The organism is Lapidilactobacillus dextrinicus DSM 20335 (assembly GCF_001436095.1).
GTDB classification, from domain to species: Bacteria; Bacillota; Bacilli; order Lactobacillales; family Lactobacillaceae; genus Lapidilactobacillus; species Lapidilactobacillus dextrinicus.
In genome coordinates this window covers 50,894-73,116 of record NZ_AYYK01000003.1, presented here as the reverse complement: position 1 = coordinate 73,116, position 22,223 = coordinate 50,894, and the positions used below count along the sequence as shown (strand labels likewise).

General features: G+C 37.7%; 14 protein-coding genes. 11 read left to right on the top strand and 3 right to left on the bottom strand.

Annotated elements, in window-relative coordinates; genetic code table 11:
* Positions 1 to 83: 83 nt before the first annotated feature.
* Positions 84 to 917 (bottom strand): AraC family transcriptional regulator, encoded by an 834-nt coding sequence (locus tag FC84_RS02195; protein ID WP_057754707.1) that lies wholly within the window; start codon positions 915 to 917, stop codon positions 84 to 86.
* Between the two features lie 132 nt (positions 918 to 1,049).
* Here FC84_RS02195 and FC84_RS02190 point away from each other — a divergent pair, with 132 nt between their 5' ends.
* From FC84_RS02190 to FC84_RS02150, 9 genes are all read left to right on the top strand, one after another.
* On the top strand, positions 1,050 to 2,804 hold the full coding sequence (locus FC84_RS02190) for an ABC transporter ATP-binding protein (protein WP_057754704.1): 1,755 nt from the start codon (positions 1,050 to 1,052) through the stop codon (positions 2,802 to 2,804).
* Positions 2,788 to 4,578, top strand: a complete 1,791-nt coding sequence (locus FC84_RS02185; RefSeq protein ID WP_057754700.1) for an ABC transporter ATP-binding protein — start codon at positions 2,788 to 2,790, stop codon at positions 4,576 to 4,578. Before FC84_RS02190 ends, FC84_RS02185 begins: the two co-directional genes overlap by 17 nt.
* 130 nt (positions 4,579 to 4,708) lie before the next feature.
* Positions 4,709 to 6,565, top strand: coding sequence for a beta-N-acetylhexosaminidase (locus FC84_RS02180; protein WP_057754697.1), 1,857 nt, complete (start codon positions 4,709 to 4,711; stop codon positions 6,563 to 6,565).
* A 279-nt stretch (positions 6,566 to 6,844) separates the two neighbouring features.
* Positions 6,845 to 7,828 (top strand): ABC transporter permease, encoded by a 984-nt coding sequence (locus FC84_RS02175; protein ID WP_057754694.1) that lies wholly within the window; start codon positions 6,845 to 6,847, stop codon positions 7,826 to 7,828.
* Positions 7,829 to 7,840: 12 nt separating this feature from the next.
* Entirely contained in the window at positions 7,841 to 8,758 is a 918-nt protein-coding gene (locus tag FC84_RS02170; RefSeq protein WP_057754692.1) for a carbohydrate ABC transporter permease, read from the top strand.
* 48 nt (positions 8,759 to 8,806) lie between these two features.
* The gene (locus FC84_RS02165; RefSeq protein ID WP_057754689.1) at positions 8,807 to 10,270 is read left to right on the top strand and encodes an ABC transporter substrate-binding protein; all 1,464 of its coding nucleotides are present in this window, start codon (positions 8,807 to 8,809) and stop codon (positions 10,268 to 10,270) included.
* Positions 10,271 to 10,530: 260 nt separating this feature from the next.
* Positions 10,531 to 11,136: a DUF624 domain-containing protein gene (locus FC84_RS02160; RefSeq protein ID WP_057754686.1), complete on the top strand. Its 606-nt coding sequence runs from the start codon at positions 10,531 to 10,533 to the stop codon at positions 11,134 to 11,136.
* Positions 11,137 to 11,162: 26 nt separating this feature from the next.
* Positions 11,163 to 12,881 (top strand): sensor histidine kinase, encoded by a 1,719-nt coding sequence (locus tag FC84_RS02155; protein ID WP_057754683.1) that lies wholly within the window; start codon positions 11,163 to 11,165, stop codon positions 12,879 to 12,881.
* The gene (locus FC84_RS02150; RefSeq protein ID WP_057754682.1) at positions 12,859 to 14,319 is read left to right on the top strand and encodes a response regulator transcription factor; all 1,461 of its coding nucleotides are present in this window, start codon (positions 12,859 to 12,861) and stop codon (positions 14,317 to 14,319) included. Before FC84_RS02155 ends, FC84_RS02150 begins: the two co-directional genes overlap by 23 nt.
* Positions 14,320 to 14,370: 51 nt before the next feature.
* Here FC84_RS02150 and FC84_RS02145 read toward each other — a convergent pair whose 3' ends face one another.
* Both FC84_RS02145 and FC84_RS02140 read right to left on the bottom strand, forming a co-directional pair.
* Positions 14,371 to 16,569: a GH92 family glycosyl hydrolase gene (locus FC84_RS02145; protein ID WP_057754679.1), complete on the bottom strand. Its 2,199-nt coding sequence runs from the start codon at positions 16,567 to 16,569 to the stop codon at positions 14,371 to 14,373.
* A gap of 16 nt (positions 16,570 to 16,585) precedes the next feature.
* On the bottom strand, positions 16,586 to 17,677 hold the full coding sequence (locus FC84_RS02140; protein ID WP_057754676.1) for a GntR family transcriptional regulator: 1,092 nt from the start codon (positions 17,675 to 17,677) through the stop codon (positions 16,586 to 16,588).
* A 181-nt stretch (positions 17,678 to 17,858) separates the two neighbouring features.
* On the opposite strand from FC84_RS02140, the gene FC84_RS02135 reads away from it, so the two are divergent.
* On the top strand, positions 17,859 to 19,148 hold the full coding sequence (locus tag FC84_RS02135) for a glycoside hydrolase family 125 protein (RefSeq protein WP_057754673.1): 1,290 nt from the start codon (positions 17,859 to 17,861) through the stop codon (positions 19,146 to 19,148).
* A gap of 359 nt (positions 19,149 to 19,507) precedes the next feature.
* A complete protein-coding gene (locus tag FC84_RS02130) occupies positions 19,508 to 22,207 on the top strand; it encodes an alpha-mannosidase (protein ID WP_057754670.1) in 2,700 nt (899 codons plus the stop codon).
* Positions 22,208 to 22,223 lie beyond the last annotated feature (16 nt).

The window sequence follows — 22,223 nt, the reverse complement described above, 5'->3', positions numbered from 1 at the left end:
TTTTTTCGAAAGTGCTTTTATATATCTGTATCAAATTATAACTTCAGTTCCAAATATGTCTCTTTTTTTATTCACGAGTTGTATTATTTTTCGTCAACTTGAGAGGGAGAAATGCCATAGTATTTTTTGAACAACTTACTAAAATGATAAACATCATCATAACCCACAGCAGAAGCAACTTGTTTAACGGTGGTAGTCGGATTTTCGTCGGCTAAGATTTCATGAGCATTTTTTAAGCGTAGCTGAATGAGGTAATTAATAGGACTCATGTTGGTAGCATCTTTAAACGTTTTAGATAAATAGGTGGTGCTGACGTAATTATCGCGGGCTAATTGATCTAAGCTAATATCTTCTGTGTAGTGATTTTCTAAATAGTAAATGACGTTGGTGACTAATTGAGTTTGCTTCTTTTCCGTTTTAGAAATAAAGGGTTTGACTGAGGTTGCTTGCTGCTGTTCCAGACCGCGCAAAATATAAACAATCATTTCAATAATGATGCCTTTACTTAATAGGTGAAAATCACTTTCTTGATGATCTAATTCAGTGACTAGCTGCCAAGCTTTATCAATGACTTTATATTGGTATTCACCAATTGCCAACTGCGCCGTTTTATTTGGTAAATAATTGCGGGCTAAGCCATGTAGTGCAATATTTTTAATACCAATATGTAGTTGATGAGAAAAGGTATCCGGTAATTGGCGTTCGGCATGGTTAACACCGGGATTAAAGACTAGAATTTGGCCAGCTTGAACATCACGCCATTTGTCATCAATCAAGTAATGGGCTTGTCCTTCTAATAAAATACTGATCTCTAAAAAATCATGACTGTGTACTTCGTGTTCACTGACATTTTTATTCCATGGATCAAAGGCATAAAGAATTTCAGGATTAAAAGTTTTAGCGTCACTATAGCTCATAGTTAAATCCTTCCTTAAAAAAGGTAAAACGGTTTCTTTTAATAACATTGTACATGAAATTGAAGAGAATGCACCATTCAAATTCTCAATAAAAGACTGATAATAGGTCTTTGTAGATTGGAGGAGACATTCATGAATAACTTTCAATGGATTTGGCAGTACGTTAAAACTAACCGTAATAAATTAGTCATTGCGACTATTTTCTTTGTGATTAGTACAGCGTTAATTCTTGTCAATCCATATGTTGCAGGGCAAATCGTTGATCGGGTTATCGATGGTCATCAAGATCATTTACTGGTGCCTTTGTTGATACTGATGATTGTAGTAACAATTATCCGAACCGTGACACGCTATACTTATCAAATTCTATTTGAACAAACAGGGCAAAATACCTTATTTGATTTACGGGTAGATATGTATCGTAAGCTACAAGAGTTAGATTTCAACTTTTTTAACCATACACGAGTTGGCGATATTATGACGCGAATGACAGGTGATACTGATGCTATTCGTCATTTTATTTCTTGGGTGAGCTATCAAGTCTTAGAATGTGTCTTTTATTTTGTCGTTTCAATTATTGTTATGATGACAATTAGTTGGCAGTTAACTTTGGCATTAGTTGCAATGACGCCGGTCATTTTTGTTCTGACACAACAAATGGCTAAGGCTCAGCATCCTGTATTTTTTGCTATTCGTCAAAGTTTTTCTCGTTTGAATTCTATGGTTGAAGAAAACATTAGTGGTAATCGAGTTGTTAAAGCTTTCGTACGCGAAAATTTTGAAATTGATAAATTTAATAAATATAACGAAGATTACAAGCAACGTAATATGGACGCTGCACAAATTTCCAAGACTTATTTACCTTGGCAAGATGGTATTGCCAATAGTTTGAATGTTATTGCCTTAATATTTGGTGGTTATTTGGTTATTAAGAATCAAATGACACTAGGTGATCTAGTCGTCTTTAATGGTTACTTATGGATGTTAAATCAACCAATGCGAATGAGTGGCTGGTTAATTAATGATACTGAACGTTTCTCAGCGTCATGCGTCAAAATTCGTCAAATGCTGGCAACTAAGCCTGAAATTGAAGTTGAGCCGAATGAGCAGCCTTTGCGGATTCAAGGCAAAGTTGTTTTCAATCATGTTGGTTTTCATTTCTCTGATGATCCAGAGCATCCGGTACTTGATGATATTTCCTTTACCGCTGAGCCAGGACAAACTGTTGGTATCATCGGTGAAACAGGTGCTGGTAAGACCACTTTGGTCAATTTAATCGGGCGTTTCTATGATCCAAGTATGGGTGAAGTTTTAATTGATGACCATGACGCTAAAACCTATCCAATTCGTCAGTTACGCGATAATATCTCAATGGTTATGCAAGATGTCTTTTTATTTTCTAATACAATTTCTGACAATATTGCTTTTGGACGCCCTGACCTGGATAACAGCTATGTCCAAACTGTGGCGCGAATTGCTGATGCCGATAGTTTTATCGTTCGTATGCCTGAAGGATACGACACGATTGTTGGTGAGCGTGGTGTAGGTCTTTCTGGTGGTCAAAAACAACGTATTTCTTTAGCGCGGGCATTAGCCAAAGATCCGGCTATTTTAATTCTGGATGATACAACATCCGCAGTTGATATGGAGACAGAAACAAAGATCCAGCATGAATTAGCACATTTAACGACTAAAAAGACGACCTTTATTATTGCTAATCGTATTTCTTCCGTGCGTGATGCTGATTTAATTATGTTAATGGAAAAAGGACGCGTTGTTGAACAAGGCACACACAATTCTTTAATGGCACAACGTGGAAAGTATTATCATGTTTTCCAAAAACAATTAGGACTAGAAAAGGGGGAGCAAAGTGGCACAACGGAATAAGTCTAACGTTGACGAAGAGCTAACTGAACAATTTAATTGGCACGATTATGCCCGATTAGCTCAATATATTAAACCCTATTTAAAACAAATCTATGTGATCTTAGCCGTTATTATTTTGGCTAACGTTGCCGGTATGCTAGGACCTTACTTTACTAAAGTTACAATTGACACCATTATTCCGCAAAAGAATCTTGGACAACTAGCTTTAGTTGGCTTACTTTATACGGCGTCATTATTTTTCATTGGTTGGTGTTTGCGTTATCGGATTTATCATATTACGGAATTAGGTCAAGACGTTCTAAAAGATATGCGCTTGGATATTTTTCAGCATTTGCAGAAATTATCTTTTTCCTATTTTGATAGTCGGCCTCATGGTAAAATTTTGATTCGTGTTGTTAATTACATTAACACTCTAAGCGACTTACTGAGTAATGGTTTAGTAAATTTAATTTCAGATGTTTTTAACGTTATTATCACCTTGATTTTTATGTTTGCGATTAATGCCCGCTTAACTTGGTATAGTTTGGCTTTAATTCCCTTGTTAGTAGTGATGGTGTTGATTATTCAAAGCAAACAGCGTAAAGCTTATCAAATTTTGAGTAATAAGCAGTCCAACTTAAACGCCTATATTCATGAAAGTATTGCTGGTATTAAAGTAACGCAGTCATTTGCGCGTGAGCAAGAGAACTTCCGAATTTTTAATGAGACTAATGAAGATAATCGGCGCACTTGGATGCATGCCGTTAAAATTCAGTTCCTACTGTGGCCAGGTGTACAGAATATTTCGGTCATTACGATGTCACTGATTTATTTCGTGGGGATTCGTCAAATCGGCGTCGAAGTTAGTACCGGTACCTTGATTGCTTTTATCGGCTACATTAATAATTTCTGGAATCCAGTGATTAATATTGGCAATTTTTATAACTCACTCATTACGGCAACAGCTTATTTGGAACGGATTTTTGAGACTTTGGATGAAAGGCCTGAGATTATAGATTTACCTGGTGCTAAAGATTTATCACAAATTGCAGGCAACGTCACTTTTGAAGATGTTACTTTTCGTTATGAACCGGGCAAAGATATCTTAAAAGATGTTAATTTCCACGTGAAGCAAGGACAATCTGTCGCGCTTGTTGGGCCAACTGGTGCGGGTAAAACAACGGTAATTAATCTTTTGAGTCGTTTTTATGACGTTAATGAAGGTCGGGTATTAATCGACGGCCATGACGTTCGTGATGTAACTTTAGCTTCACTGCGGCGCCAAATGGGCGTGATGTTACAAGATACGTTTATTTTCTCAGGGACGATTATGGATAATATTCGTTATGGGAAACTAGATGCGACCGATGAAGAAATTGTTGCTGCGGCTAAAGTTGTTCGTGCTGATGATTTTATTAAGCATTTAAAAGATGGTTATCAAACGCAAGTTGAAGAGCGGGGGAGTACGTTATCTGCTGGACAGCGGCAACTCATTGCCTTTGCACGCGTCTTATTAGCAGATCCCCGAATTCTAATTCTTGATGAAGCAACTTCCAGCATTGATACCAAGACCGAAGAATTATTGCAGTCTGGTTTGCTGGCTCTGTTAGAAGGACGCACCTCGTTTATCATCGCCCATAGGTTGTCCACCATTAAAAATTGCGACCAAATTTTCTACGTCGACGGCGGCACTATCGCCGAACACGGTACCCACGACGAACTCATGGCCGCTCGCGGCATGTACTACAAGCTGTACCAGTCGCAGTATGATATGTTGCGGATGGAAAGAGAATAGCATCCTTTATTTTGTAGACAAACAACTATAATTTGGAAATAGAAGCGCTTTCTTAATTGAGTTATGCTATTCTTTGAAATTTAATCATACTGGCCTTATTGTAGGCTATTGATATTAGGGAGAGAATTAAATGATTGAGTGGCAAGGTTTAAATACTGAACAATTAAGAGCCGTTAATTTATTACTTAGTGATCGACCAATGAGTGATCAACATATTCTTGTTGATTGTCATCAGCAAGAATCTGGATTAAAAATAAGCCGCCAAGGCGACAAAGGAACATTAGCTTTTGGTAGTCAATCGGAATTGATGCACGGTGTAGCTATTTATACAGGCTTAGCCGTTGAGAAGCAAGAATTTACAATTGAAGAACAACCACACTTTGATTTAATGGCGGCAATGCTTGATGTTGCCCGTAACGGTGTTTTAACAGTTGGGATGTTAAAGACATTTATTCGTCGCATCGCTAGTATGGGTTACACTGAGTTATGGCTTTATTTAGAAGATTTATTTGAAGTGCCAGAAGAACCTTATTTTGGGCGTCAGCGTGGCCGTTATTCTCAAAGAGATCTTCATGAAATTGCCTTATATGGCGATGAGCTTGGCGTCACAATTGTGCCGGCCGTTCAAACCCTAGCCCACGTTCATAATGCTTTAAAATGGGAAGCTCATCACGATGTTAAAGATACCGACGATACGTTACTAGTCAATGCACCTGCTACGCGTACTTTTGTTAAACATATTTTACAAGCAGCCAGTGCGCCGTTTACAACAGATAAAATACATGTTGGCATGGATGAGGCTTATCAATTAGGACGCGGATTATATATTGATAAGAATGGTCATTATACAGATCAACAAATTTTGATTCAAGATCAGTTAAAAATGGTCGTTGAGCTAACGGAAGAATTAGGGTTACACCCTTATATGTGGAGTGATATGTGGTTTACAATTGCTTCGCCAAAGCATGAGATGTATGATCCTGATGTGCATTTTACTCCTGAATTTAAAGCACAATTACCAAAAGTAGGTCAAGTTTATTGGGATTATTATCATGAAGATGAGCAAACTTACTTAGATCGTTTTGCACAACACTTTGAATTAAGCGATGATGTTGTTTTTGCTGGTGGTATTTGGACTTGGGGTTCAATGGCACCTGACCAAAGTAAAATGTTGGCTACAGTTCAAGCTGGTTTAACTGCTGCTAAGAAAGCCAATGTTAAGCAAGTTGTTGCAACGATGTGGTTTGATGATGGCGCCGATACACCAGTTAGTGCTTCTTGGTATGGGCTACAAGCTTTTGCCTCTTATCAATATCATGATCAAGTCACAACCGCCACGATCGATGAAGATTTTAGATTAACACAAGCTGAATCTGCGGATTTCTATCATATATTAGATCGGTTTGATAACTTTACGGGCCAAGTTAATGTTGATGCAGATAATCCAAGCAAGATTGTGCTTTATGAAGATCCAATTATTCAAAAATACGAACAAAATTTAAGCCAAGTTGATTTGCAACCACAATGGCAACAACTTGTAGAGGATCTAGGAACGATGCGGTTGCGGTCTGATGATCAATTAATGGTGACCTATTATTATCATCTAGCTCAGACACTAATTGCTAAAGACCTTGTTCTGAAAAGTGTTGCGCATTTACGGACCGCTGATGCAAGTGTTACCGCTGGTAATGAAGCAATTGCTAATTTACAAAGTTATCGGCAACAATTAATCCAGTTTAGTCAATTATCACGGCAATTATGGCATCGACAACGTCGAGGTAATGGTTATGAAATTATTGATGTTCGAATTGGCGGTCAACTATCACGTTGTGCTACTGTGATTTGGCGAATTCAAGAGTGGCAAGCAGGTCGCGATGATTTGGCAGAATTGCAAGAACCACTATTATTAATGGATAAGAAGAATAATGGTTTAATTGGGCACGGCTTGTATAAAGAAATTGTTAGTGCCTGTGACTTATCATTTTAATTCAAAAACAAAACGGGGCTGTGACAAAAGTCAGATGCCTTTGCTTAAATTGGGAAAAAGCTAAATCCGAACTCGGATTTAGCTTTTTTAGTTTGATGCTCACCATCCAAACAATTTTTAGAACACTCTTTTTTTGATTAATTTATTATTTAGGTACTCAACTCTATAGTTTAAAGATTAAAGACCTTGAATTTTTAGAGAAAGACCTTAAATATGTAGATTGTTACCGTTTACAAAAGCGGTTACTATTATAAATGAATTAAGAAAGGAGGGAAAATGATGAAACAAGAAGTTGCCACTCCGGAGAATGTTTCAACAACGCCGCAGAAAAAGAAAGAAAACTTTTTCCAACGCTTGTGGGCCAATCGAGTTTTTCTTATGATGGTTGCTCCCGGTACAATCTTTTTAATCGTTTTCTTCTATATTCCTGTATTAGCCAACGTTGTTGCGTTCCAAGATTTTCAATATTCAGATCAAGGATTTATTTACAGTATTATGCATAGTCCTTGGGTAGGACTTGATAACTTTAAATTCTTCTTCAAGTCTGCTGATTTCTGGATTGTTTTACGAAATACAGTTGGTTACAATTTAACGTTCTTATTATTAAATTTCTTCTTTGCTATTTTCTTTGGCGTTGTGATGAGTCAATTACGCAATGCTCGCTTACTTAAAGTTTACCAAACGTTAATGTTGTTTCCATACTTCTTATCTTGGGCAATCTTGGCTTACTTTGTATATGCCTTCTTAAGCTCAGATAAAGGTATTTTGAACCATATCATTCAGTCCTTTGGTGGAGCACCAATCGACTTTTATAATTCTCCGTGGGTCTGGCCGTTTATTATCATCTTCCTAGGTGTTTGGAAAGGTATCGGATACAACAGTATTCTCTACTTTGCCACTGCCATGGGAATCGATCCGGCCTACTACGATGCAGCAATGATCGATGGTGCCAGCAAGTGGCAACAGATTAAAAATGTTACCTTGCCACATATTTTACCAATTGCAACCTTAATGTTGATTTTGAATATTGGTGGTATCTTCCGTAGTGATTTTGGTCTGTTCTACTTGATTCCGCGTGGATCTGGTTCCTTGATAAATGTGACGCAAACATTTGATACCTACATTTATCGCGCTTTAACAACAACTAACGATATTGGCATGTCAACGGCGGCTGGTTTAATGCAGTCAGTTGTTGGGGCATTACTAATCGTTGTTTCGAACTGGATTGTTCGACGGAAGCATCCAGAATCTGCACTGTTTTAGGGGGTTACATCAATGCGCAAAAAGAAACATATTTCAGCAGTTGAAATTCGCAAATTTAGTGCAGGGACCAATTTGTTCTTCAATATTTTTCTTGCAATTTTTGCTATAAGCTGTATCTTACCATTCTTCTTTATCATCATTCTTTCATTAACAAAAGAATCAGATATTACGACTTATGGTTATCAATTCTGGCCTAAACATTGGGCAAATACCAGTTATGTTTACTTAGCCAAAATGAGTCATCAAGTTTTAACATCTTTAGGTGTCACTGTCTTTATTACAATTGTTGGTACGGTTATGAACAGTTTATTTAGTTCAACTTATGCCTATGCAATTTCTCGACGTGATTTTGCCTATGCCAAATTCTTTACAATTTTTGCATTAATCTCAATGCTGTTTGTTCCAGGTATGGTACCAACTTACTTAATTGTTACCCAAATGTTAGGATTACAGGATAATATCTGGGCCTTGGTATTACCGATGAGTTTCGGTGTTTATAATGTATTGATCATGCGATCGTTCTTTAAAACATCAATTCCTGAGGCTATTATCGAATCTGCTCGAATTGACGGTGCATCTGAAATGCGAATTTTCCGCAGTATCGTTGTACCATTAGCAATTCCTGGTATTGCAACAATTAGTTTGTTCACATCACTTGGCTATTGGAACGATTGGATGAATGCGTTACTGTATATTAATAGTGATCAACTAATTCCATTACAGTACTTATTAGTTAAGATCCAAAATAATATTCAAGTTATGACGCAACAAATGCAAAGTGGTGGTTCTGCAATCATGACACAAAATATTCCGACTGAGGGGATGCGTTTTGCCGTCGTTGTAGTTGCTACTTTACCAATTGCCTTAACTTATCCATTCTTCCAAAAATACTTTGTTAAGGGTATGACAATCGGTGGTGTCAAGGGTTAGATTGGACGTTTAAATTTGGTTATTAAAATGTTCCGGGGAGGAATAATAATGAAAAAGTGGATTAAGAATTTAACTGTTGCCGGTGTGGCAACAATGAGTTTATTAGCACTTTCTGCTTGTGGTAATTCTAAGAAGGCAGAGTCAAGCAGTAAAACAACAGTATCAATGTACATGCCTGGTGATAAGCCTAAGAACTACACAGCAATGATCAATAAAGCAAACAAAGAAATCCATAAGACTTATAAAGACATCGATTTAAAGATGAACTTTATTGGTTGGGGCGACTATCAACAAAAATATAACGTTATGGTAACTTCTGGTGATGACTATGATTTAGCCTTTGCACAGAACTATCCAGCTAACGCTGCTAAAGGCGCCTATGCAGATATTACGAAGTTATTGCAGAAAGATGCTAAAAAAGCATACGACGCTGTTGATCCTGCATACTGGAAAGGCGTTACCGTTAACGATAAGATTTATGGTTTCCCAATCAATGCCAATGTTTATGCACAAAATGCTTTGACATTCAATCAAGATTTTCTAGATAAATATAAGATTGACATTAACAATGTTAATTCTTATAAGAGTATGGAACCAGCATTAGCTAAGTTCCATAAAGAAAACCCTGGCGTCGCTGCCTTTGCTATTGGTCAAGGTTTTAAAGCTTCACCTAAGAGCATGGACTTCCCTCTAGGTAATGGTTTACCATTTGCTATTGATTCTAGTGGCAAGAGCAAGAAGATCATGAATGCTTATGACACACCAGAAATGCAAGATATCTTGAAGACTTTACATGGCTTCTACCAAAAAGGCTACATCCCTCAAGATGCAGCAACCGCTACAACTCAATATAACTTGCAAGACAACACTTGGTTCGTTCGCCAAGAAACACAAGGACCATACGATTATGGTGATACCACTTTAATCAACAACGCCGGTGGCAAGAAGATGATCTCTAAACCAATTACAGATCCATACAAGTCTTCTGCACAAGCACAAGTTGCCGTTTGGGCTGTTTCTAAGACATCTAAGCATAAAGAAGCTGCTGTTAAAGTATTGAATTTATTGAACACTGATAAGACACTCTTAAACAACATTACTTGGGGTCTTGAAGGTCAACAATGGAACTTTACTGACAAAGCTAAGGGCAAGATTAAGATTACTGACAAGTACAAACCAAATTACTTCATCGGTGCTTGGATGATGGGTAACAACAACATCCTTTACACACAAGATTCTGTTACAAATGAAATGATTGATAAACGTGATCAAAGCATTAAAGATGCTAAAGAATCTGTAGCTCTTGGCTTTAATCCTGATACAAGCAAAGTTAAGACAGAAGTTACTAACTTATCTAACGTTATGAGTAAATATCTTGATATTTTAAACACAGGTACTGCTGATCCTGTTTCAACAATCAAGAAGATGGATAAGGAATTGAAGGCTGCTGGTTACGATAAAGTACAAGCAACTTTACAAAAACAATATAACGACTTCTTAGCTAAGAAATAATTCCGATCTTTTATGATTGGCAAGTTGAATAAGTATTAAGTTCAAAATACCTAGACCATAGTTGATCTAGGTATTTTGTTGAGTTAACGGTCATATTTCAGGTGGAATATGAGGTTTGACGAAAGATGATCGATTTAAAAAGTTGGTCAAGATATTGGCATAGTAAGTTGCAGAAAATTAGGTTTAGAAAGCATTGATTTTCTGATATGCTAAGATAGATATCTGAAGGATAAATGTTGATTGAATGAGGAGATAGAACAATGATTGGACAAACGGCCCAGAATGTTTTTATTAAAGTTTATGTCATTTTTTTAATGACGATTTATTTTTGGATTTTTACAGTTGCGGGTTTGGTTGTTTTGGGTATCGGTCCGTCATTACGAGCAGTAACTGAAATGTTTATGGATAATCAATGGCAATATCAGAATTATCATCTCAAGGACGCTTGGCACCAATTTAAAACTAATTTTTGGCAAATTAACTTACATGCTTGGCTATTTTTGGGCATATTAGCCCTCCTAGCCTATAATTTGTATTTAAGTACGCAGATCAAAGAAGCTTGGATCTTGATTATTCAGTTTGTTATTATTTTTGCTATTGCAATGGCTTTTAGCTTAGGTATTTTTACCTTACTCATTCGCTCGCGTTATGACGTTTCTTTTGTCAATGCACTTAAATTAGCTACCGCTCAATTCTTTAGTAATTTCTCCCGATTATTGTTGTTCTTAATTATGACAATTGCGTTAATAATGGCAGCTGCTAAGTGGCCTGGAATTATCCTGTTCTTAGCACCAGGGGCGTACATTGTCTTTGCAAATTGGTTCTCACGCAAGTGGTATAAACAAATAGATAACTTCCTATCGTAAATCAACAAAGTTGGAGGAACGATTAGATGAAGTCAAGTTTTATTAGATTAATTAATCTTTATACCACTGTTTTGACGATAACAGTGATTGTCGCCACGGCTTTATTTGCTTGGTCTAGTGTTCGGAACTATAATTCGGAATTAAGCCAAGCTGAAACAACCGTTATAACGCAGCTTTCAGAATCAATCGCTCAAAATCAACAAGTTGCAACCCAATTTGCAACGCAATTAGTCGATAATCCAGATACTATTCAGAATATTAACAAGTATTTTTCGACATCGCTAACTAAATATAGTGACTATGCAACTGATGCAACAATTGCTTCAGGGAAATATTTTTTCTGGCCTAATGAGGTACGAACATTTCTGATGCAGCATGAAAACATCAATAAATTGACGTTACGTCTTGCTGACCAAAAGCAGGTTTTTGTAGCCACACAAGATAATCCTGGTGGAAAATTAGTCTCCAGTAAAAGTAAGTTAGCTCATGACCCTTTAGCAGTTACAGCACCATTAATTAATCAGTATACGTTAGAAGCAGATGGCGTCGTGGGAATTATGTTCAGCCAACGCGAGTTAAAGAAACGTTTCGCTCAACTGACAACGATTCGCCCAATGCAAATTTTAATGCGCACGGATCAAAACGAGCCGGCTTTTTACTTTGCCGGTGAACACGTTCCTGTATCCGAACAACGAATTATTAAAAAAGCAGCTAATCAAAAACGCTTGGATGATCTACACGCCTATCAAGTTATTAAAAAAGTGTTGCCTGCAGGTTCTACCATTTTAATGGTGGTGAATCGCGCAAAATTCTTCCAATTAACATTTTTACAGATTTTACCATCTATGTTATTTGGACTGATTTTATTATTGCTTTTAAGTGGAGGACTTCGGTTAACCTTCCGTCATTATCAAAAACAACTGGGCACTATTGTTGATACAGTCGCAACTTTTAGTAAGGGTAATCTTGATGCACGGGTTGCTATTATCCCACAGAATACTGATCTACAGGTTTTGGCGGTAGGAATTAACAATATGCTAGATGAGATTCATAATCACGTTTATACCATTTATCAATTAAAGATTGCCAATCAGTCGGCCAATATTCGGGCGCTTCAAGCACAAATTAACCCGCATTTCTTATCTAATACGTTAGAATATATTCGAATGGCGGCTATTGATGCCAATCAGCCGGAGTTAGCTAATGTTGTTTATAATTTTGCGGCTTTATTGAGAAACAACACTGATTTTTCGCCACAAAGCACGTTAAAAGATGAGTTATCTTTTGTTGAAAAATATGTTTTCTTATATCAAGTGCGTTTCCCTGATCGTTTAGCTTATCAAATTAAAACAGACCCTAGTGTTGCTAGCGTTCGCTTGCCGAAATTTACCTTACAGCCAATTGTCGAAAACTATTTTGTACATGGTGTTGACTTTAGGCACACAGATAACGCGTTGAGTATTAAGTCTTGGCGTGACGGTGCTCAAACTAATATTTTAGTGAAAAATAATGGTCGCCCGCTTACAACAGAGCAGTTACAAAAGATTAATAGTGAAATGCGTGATCCTAATAATGTTGAAGAACGTACATCAATTGGGTTACAAAATGTTTATTTACGAATGAAGGATTATTTTGGTAATTCTTTTGATATGTCAATCGATAGCGATGGTAAGCAAGGCGTTGAATTACGGATTTGTTTTAAAAACGAGGTGAACGGTGAAGATGCTGAAAGTCATGATTGTTGATGATGAGTATATGTTACTGCGGGGATACCGTAAAATTATTGATTGGAATAGTCTTGGTCTGGAGTTAGCTGTCACTGAACAAAATCCAGCGCAGGCTCTCGAGATATTACGACATGAACCAATGGATATTTTAATATCTGATATGAATATGCCCGAGATTGATGGCCCCACTTTTGTGGCTCAGGCCAAAAATATTCGACCAAATATGGAATTAATTGTTATTTCTGGTTATTCTGATTTTGATTATGTTCGCGCTGGTTTGCGCCAACATGCTGTAAACTATTTACGTAAGCCAATTGATACGCAAGAGCTAATTGAAACATTACGCGGTGCTATTGCCCAAATTGAGCAGCGACATGTTCAGCTTCAAAATGATAATTTGGCTAAGCAACTTCAAGTTCGCGCGCTATTAATGGAAAATAGTGAAGAAAAACGTTCCAAATTAGTTCAACAGTTGCAGTTAGATTTTCTCGATCCTAAACAAATTATTCGTTTAATTGGTGTGCTCAATCCGTTACCACCAGAAGAACTTGCAGATTATTTAAACAATGCTGCTAATATTTGTGGTTATTTTACGCGTAATAAGGATTACATTATTTTATTTCAAGGTAGCAATATTGCGCTGAATAATTTTGTTAATCATGCACCACAAAGAGTGGGCGATTCACATCGACCTATGTTAATTGGCACTGCAATTACAACACCTTCGGCTTTACCTCATGCTTATGAAAAATTAAAAACAGAGATTGCTCGGCAGTATTTTTTTGAGATTCCGGCGGGCTTACAAGTATTAGTCGAAAACGAAAAATCTAATGAGATGCCAATACTACCAGGTTATTCTGAAGTTAAAAAGGCAATGTCTGGTCTAGATCAAGAGGCATTTAAAGATTGGTTTTTGAAGCAACTGCAACAACTAGAGGCAGCTCAGGTAACTGATATTTTAGTCCGTCAGTTTGCATTAATTGTCTTAATGGTTTTAAGTGAGCGGTTGTCTATTATGAATGTTAAATCTAGGGCAATTGCGGCAATTAATGAAGCGACAGTTGTTTCCAAGATTGTCCAGATCATCATGACGGTCTTTGAACAAACCACAGAAGATAAACGGAAGTTTTCGCATAACGTTTTAGCGACTTGTCGAATTGTGGAGCAGCGTTATCGCGAGGCACTATCGTTAAGTTCTGTTGCTGAGGAACTTCATTTAAATCCAGTTTACTTAGGACAATTATTTAAACAAGATACTGGCCGTAGTTTCTCGCAATATTTAAATGATTATCGAACCAATATTGCCTTGGATATGTTGCATAATTCGAATTTAGATGTTAATTATATTGCGACTGAAGTTGGTTATCAAAACCAAAGCTACTTCTATAAAATTTTTAAGCAACAGACAGGTATGACGCCGTTAGAATATCGTGAAGGCGCCGGCATGACTTCATAAAATATAAAATCCCTGAAGATTTAGTCAAAAATCTTCAGGGATTTTTTGTAGTTATGCATGATGACTAATTGAATATGGAAGTTCGTCATTACTTAAAGAACGAGGATCTGGTGCTAATCCTAAATCAACTGTTAATTGTCCGCCAGCCATGAAATCTTCATGAGTGAGGTAACTCATATGATAATCTTGACCATTAAATTGGCGTGCTTTAACGAATTGATTTTGGTCAAAATTATGTTTAGTTTGTAATTCAAAGGTCTTGTCTGCTGTTAAATGCAGAATAACTTGATCAAAAATTGGCATGCCTAAAACATATTCACCACTACCAGGTGTAACCGGATAAAAGCCTAAGGCAGATAAAGCATACCAACCGGCCATCGAACCATTATCTTCGTCACCAGGGAATCCAGTTGGACTAGCAGCAAATGATGTCAGTAATAATTGTTTGACTAATAATTGGGTCATTTCAGGGTGCTTAACATACGTGAATAAATAAGGAATGTGGAAACTTGGTTGATTTGACATGGCTAACTGACCAAAGTTTAAGGCCACCATTTCTGAGATTTCATGAATTTCAAATCCGTACGCACCAACATCAAATTTAGGTGGTGTGTTAACTAATTCAACTAATTTATGGTAAAAGGCATCGGCGCTGCCATAGAGTTGACTCAACCCAGCAACATCTTGATAAACGGCAAAACCGTTTTGCCAAGCACTACCTTCTGTATAACCGTGTCCCCATTCAATCGGAGAAAAATCTTTTTCAAAATGCCCATTTGGATCTTTAGGGCGTACGAACCCAACTTCAGGGTCAAAAATATTTTGATAGTTCAGGGCGCTTTGACGATATTTTTTCGCCAATTCAGTTTGGCCTAACTTTTCAGCAACGACTGAAATACAATAATCGCTATAAGCATAATCTAGCGTGTGATTAACACTTTCATCATGTGTGTCTGGAACATAACCATACTTCAAGTAGTCTAGTGTTCCCCGACGACCGTATTTAGGATCGTCGCTTTGAACCGTGGCGCTCTTAATCATGGCTTCTAAAAACTCGTTGAGTTCAGTTGGTGCGATTAAGTCTTTACGTGCAGCATCCGCTATAACGGCATCAATTAAAGTGCCAGGCATTAGGCCACGTTCATCTGGAGATAACCACTTAGGTAAGAAGCCACTTTCTCGATAGCTGGTTAAAAAGCCTTGCAGCATCTCTTGAAGTAATTCTGGGGCAATAAGTGAGTAGAGCGGATAAACCGTCTTATAGGTGTCCCAGAAACCGTTGTTCGTATATAAAATGCCGGGCTTAGTCATTTTGGCTTTAGTATCATAATGAATTGGTTGTTTCTGTTCATCTAGTTCATAGAACTTCTGAGGGAAGAGAAACATCCGGTACAGCATAGTATAAAAAGTTTTAACACGATCGGCGTGTTGGCGATCATTAATTTCAATTCGTTGGAAATAGTGTTGCCAAGCATCTATAACCTCTATTAATTGTTGTTTAGGTCCTTTACCGAGTTGGCGACTTAAATTAAGCTGTGCCTGTTCAAGGGAGATGAATGAACTAGCAAATTGCAAGCTATTTTCCTGACCGTTAAAGAAAGCACAGAGACGTAAATCAGTACCTTTAAGGTGTGTTTGATCACTAATTTCAACAGCTTGGCAATTGGCCGTTAGTAATTTTGTTCTGGTTAGGTTAAGTGGTTGAGAGAAGTTGAAAACGACATACATTTTAAATTCTGGATCTTCACAACCAGAAAAGTTAGAAATCCAACCACTAATTTGGTACGAACTTAAAGTTAAATCGAATTTGCCAGGTAGCTCTAATTGAATCCCTGAGTTTTGACTGTCAGGATAGTGGCTAGTCAAAATTGCGCCATACGTTGAAGGGACTAATTGGCTGGCAATATCATAACGTAAATCGTGAAGTTGTAATTGAGTTGGGGCAAATAATGCGGTCGTATTATCAAAAGAACCGGCAGGATCACTAATAGTTGTTTCAGGTGCAATACTAATTGGCAAGATTTGTAAATGCTGAAAGTCGCCCATCCAAGGACTAGGTTGGTGGGTAACACGGAAACCTTCAAAGCGGCGAGAATCTGGATCAAAGAACCAGCTGCCTTGACTGCCATCGTTTTGAACGGTAAAGAAATTCATTGCAAACGGCGCGCTAGTTAAAGGCAAGGTATTGCCGTTTGAAAAACGAAAATTATTTTTAGTACCTAAACGCGTGTCAATTTCAGTGATATTCATTAGTTATGACTCCTTATTAATTGGGCTTAATTTCAGACGGTTGGGGTAATGTTTTAACTGATGCACGGGCCATTAATTCAACAGGGACGGTAATTTGTTTAATTTGAGGATCATAAGGGTTATCAATTCTTTGTTGCAATAGGGTGGCGGCTTGCTGGCCAATCTCCCGGAAATTCTGAGTAATGGTTGTTAGTTGTGGCTGGCTAGTTGCGGTCTTAGGAATATTATCAAAACCAATCACAGAAATCTGTTCAGGTACATTGATTTGTTGTTGCTGTAAGAATTCTAGTAAACGCAATGCCATAATGTCATTTTCACAAACGATAGCGCTTACCTGATGTGCCTTTAGGTAAGGCAACAATTCGACAAAATCATTTTGAGTCAGCGTGTAGGATTCTTTGGTCGTCGTGGCAAAGTTTAGATCATGCTCACTTAAAGCTTGTAAGTAGCCGAAGTAACGTTGAGCGACAGAAGAGTTTAACGCTTGGGTTAAACCTGTTTTCGATAGAAAAGCAATCTTCTGGTGTTCATGTTGGATTAATGTCGTTGTTGCTAAGTAACCACCTTGAATGTTATCAGCAACGACAGAGGGGACTGGTAAGCCAGTCGCTGTTTGGTCAATGAGTACGAAAGGAAAGTGCCGTAATAAAATCGCGTTAATTTGGGTTAATTCAGTAGCCAAATCTTGGGGATAAAAAATAATCCCATCATATTGCGTTGCAAGTTGATCCAATTGTTCAGTTGAAAAGCTATTGTTTTCAACAACGACTAGCTCTTGATTACGGTTAGCAAGAACAGCTTTAATTCCTGCAATATAATCACCTAAGCCGGCTTCAGTGGCAAAAGGAATAATGAGTAGGATCTGTCCTGTTTGTTGATGAATTGTAAAGCCACTGCGGACAAAAGTTCCGCGTCCTTGACGTCGCTCAACTAAACCAATATTGGCTAGTTCTTGAAGTGCCCGCTTTGAAGTGATTCGACTAACGTGGTACTGTTTGGCAAGTTCATTTTCGGAAGGGAGTTGTTGATTGGCGACGTATTTTCCCGACCAAATTTGGTCGGTTAATGCTGTAAAGATCTGTAGATATTTATTGGCGTTTGTAGTCAATCGAGCGCCTCCTTTATATATAGTTGTTTAAGGATGATTAAAATGGATCATTAACTACTTGATATTGATAATTGTATATCATTTTTAGATAAAAACAATTCTTTTTTCGAAAAAACAGTGGAAATAATCCGTTTTCATGATATACTTGGTCTGTAAAAAAATATATCAAGTGGTGAAGCGAATGACAAAATCTTATGTAACGCCGACGGTTCATGAATTTGTTGAGAAGATTAATGAACGCTGTGGTGAAAAACATGCTAATTTAGCTAAAATTTTTGATATTACTTATACAAATACGCTCGAAACGACTTTAGAAGAAGATCAAAATCATAACGTTTTTGTTTTAACAGGTGATATTCCAGCGATGTGGCAACGCGACTCAACCGCACAATTACGTCCATATTTAATCATGGAGCAATCTGATCCAGAGATTGCAGAATTGATCTTAAAAGTAGTTAAACGACAATTTTTTAATATGAATTTAGATCCCTATGCGAATGCCTTCAATTTAACCGATAATGGCCATGGTCATCAAAGTGATCAAACTGAAATGGGGCCATGGATTTGGGAACGTAAATATGAATTAGATTCCTTGTGCTATCCGGTTCAATTAGCTTACTTACTTTATAAAAATACCGGTTTAACAGATCAGTTTGACCCAACCTTCGTGAGTGCAACCAAGAAATTATTAGAAGTTATTGAAACCGAGCAACATCACGAAAATTCAACTTATCGTTTTGAACGCGTTGAAGATCGCCCAGAAGATTCTCTGACACATGATGGTATGGGTGAGCCAGTTGCTTATACAGGTATGAGTTGGTCAGGCTTTAGACCAAGCGATGATGCCTGTGTCTATGGCTACCTAGTGCCGGCTAATATGTTCGCTGTTGTTATCTTGCGTTATTTAAACGAAATTTTTACGACAGTATTGAATGAACCAACGTTAGCAGCGCAAGCTGAAAAATTGGCTACCGAAATTCATGACGGTATTGAAAAATACGGAACGATGACTAATGAGCGTGGTGAAAAAATCTATGCTTATGAAGTAGATGGCTTGGGTAACAGCTTATTAATGGATGATGGCAATATTCCTAACTTGATGAGTGCTCCTTATTTAGATTATCTAGCAATGGATGATCCTACTTATTTAGCCACACGTCAGACGTTATTAAGTCATGAAAACCCATTTTATTATAGTGGCACTTATGGTTCTGGATTAGGCAGTCCCCACACTCCTGAAAATTATATTTGGCCAATTGCTTTATCAATTCAAGGATTGACGCAACCAGATCGTGCTGAAAAGTTACGTTTATTAGAACTATTAGCTAATACAACGGCCGGCACGAATATGATGCATGAAGGCTTTGATGTAGAAAATCCTGCTAATTTTACACGGGAATGGTTCTCATGGGCTAACATGATGTACTGCGAGTTGTTGCTTGATTATTTAGGGATGCGGGTTAAGAAGTAAGGCTTGAAGTTACCTTGATTTAATTAAAAACTGCTATGTTATGGTTCTTCATGGCTCCAGAAAATTGGCGGTGGAACGCTATGGGCCGACTTTAAGTCAAATAAATTTGTCTTAAAGCTCGACCTTGATGTAAGCGCTGAAGCAGCAACATCAATTTCACAGCTGACCGCAATTTTCTTCTGCCACTGGCTAAAAAAGATTTAGACTGACTTCATTTCAAATTGATGCTATACAAATTAGAAACTTTTCAATTCCACATTAGTCAGCGCTGGCGCAATTTTTGTGCAGGAATAACTATCCAAATAATACGTTTTAACAGTCAATAAAAATTCAAAGTATTTTATTTTAAGGAGTACGTTATGGCAAAGAAAAAAGTGTTCGTCATTTCCCATAGTCATTGGGATCGCGAGTGGTACATGCCTTTTGAAAAACATCACTTACGATTAGTTAAATTAATGGATGAGGTATTGGACTTAATTGATACTGATCCTAAGTTCAATAGCTTCCAATTAGATGGTCAAGCCATTATTATCGATGATTATCTAGCTGTTCGACCAGAGAATAAAGATCGAGTTGCTAAGGCCATTAAAAACGGCAAGTTACGGGTCGGGCCATTTTATGTCTTACAAGATGATTTCTTAATTAGTCCTGAATCTCATGTTAAAGACTTTCAAATTGGTCGACAAACTGCTGAAAAATATGGCCAAATGATGGGCATCGGCTATTTCCCTGACACCTTTGGTAATATGGGACAAACACCACAAATGTTACGTTTAGCAGGTCTAGATGCAGTGGCGTTTGGCCGTGGTGTTAAGCCAACAGGATTAAACAATCAAGTTTCTGAATCGGCTTTTGAGTCATCATTCTCTGAGATGAACTGGATTGGACCAGATCAAAGCCAAGTATTGGGCATCTTATTTGCCAATTGGTATAGCAATGGTAATGAAATTCCAGTTGATCGCCAAGAAGCTAAACAATATTGGACTGAAAAATTAGCAGATGTTGAAAAATATGCTTCAACTGACAATTTGCTGATGATGAACGGTGTGGATCACCAACCTGTTCAAAAAGATGTGACGAAAGCATTGGAAGTAGCGCAAGAATTATTCCCTGATTATGAATTTATTCATTCTAATTTTGATGACTATTTAGCTGCGGTTAAAGCTGATCTTCCAAAAAATCTCAGTACTATTAATGGCGAATTAACTTCGCAGGAAACAGATGGTTGGTACACATTAACGAACACAGCATCTTCACGAATCTACTTGAAGCAAAAGAATGCTGAAGTTCAACGTAAGTTAATTAATGAAGCTACTCAATTAGCTGCAGTAGCTTTGCCAAAGGCAGAATATCCTCATGATCAATTGACTTACGCGTGGAAATTATTGCTAGAAAATCATATTCATGACAGTATTACTGGTTGTTCAGTTGATGAAGTACATCGTGAAATGATGACACGTTTTGAAAAGGTTGAAGCGGTAGCAGAATCAATTCGTGATGACGCCCAGACAGCTTTGGCTGATCAAGTTAAAACCGATCAATTTCCTGAAGGTAGTCAACCATTTGTTGTGATCAATCCTAGTGACACAGCTAAAACCGGGGTTATCACAGCTGAAGTTGAATTAGGTCGTGCATTATTTAAAGATGGTCGTCCCGATGCACAGTTTGCTAAAATGCAGTTAATTGCTCAGCAAAATCGTCATTATGCCGTAATCGCTGCTGATGGGCGCCAAGTTGTTGGCCGTGTGACTGGCTATACAACGCGCTTCGGAGCCGATTTACCAGAAAATCGTTTCCGCGTTCCTTATATTGGCGTTTATGCACAGGTTGAAGTCTATGTTAAAGACTTGCCAGCATTTTCATGGCAAGCATTAGCGCTACAACAATTAACAACGCCGAAGATGTATGCTGATCAAACAGCTGAATCTTTAATCAGTGATGGACGTATATTAGAGAACAACCTGTTAAAAGTTGAAATTTCAGCTGTTGATGGTTCGTTAACAATTCTAGATAAGAAGACTAATCACACTTATCATCGCATGGCGGTATATGAAGATACTGGTGATATGGGTAATGAATATATCTATAAAGAAACAGCTGATCAGAAGCGGATCTATTCAACTGACCAAGCACCAACAATTCATATTAAAGAAGATTCTGCTAAACGTGGCGTTATTGAAGTGGTCTCAACGTTACAAATTCCGCGCCAAGCAACACCACAACTTGATTACGAACAACGTGCGGTTATTGATATCACTCATCGTCAAGCAACACGTAGTCAAGAAACAGTCGCCTTAACTTTACACACGTTTATTACTTTGGAAGCAGATAGTTCAGCGCTGAAATTTGATGCTGCTTATGATAACCAAGCACTTGATCATCGTTTACGAGTGCTTTTCCCAACTGAACTTGAAACCACAACTAATGAAGCAGAGTCTGTTTTTGAAGTCGTCCAACGTCCTAATGTTCCAGAAAAGTATTGGGAAAATCCAACCAATCCGCAACGACAACAAGCATTTGTTAACTTACATGATGAAAAAGTTGGCGTTACACTTGCTAATGATGGTTTACCTGAATATGAGATTTTACCAAAGGATGGCACGATTGCCTTAACAATGTTACGTTGTGTTGGTGAACTAGGTGATTGGGGTTATTTCTTAACACCAGAAGCACAATGTCAAGGTGCACAACATGCTAGCTTTGCCTTAATCTTCCATGATGAGACAACTGCTGATCGACTTCAAAGCTATCAAGTTGCACGTACGTTGTATTTGCCAATCTTGACAGTTACCACATCACGTCATCAAGGAACACGCTCTGCTGAGGGTACTTGGTTAGAAGTAAATGCAGATGAGCAGGCCTTTGCAGTTACTGGTGTTGAGCGCGATCAAGCGAGTGATTTAATTGTTCGAGGCTATAATTTGGACAGTCAAGCACACAATATTGATGTTCAAGTAGCTGATCAAAAAGGTGAATTAGTTGATTTTCAAAGTCAGCATCTTTCTGAAACAACTGCACCATTAAAAGCAGCAGAAATTCGTAATTATCGGTTTAAATAAAAGGAAAAAGTGAAGG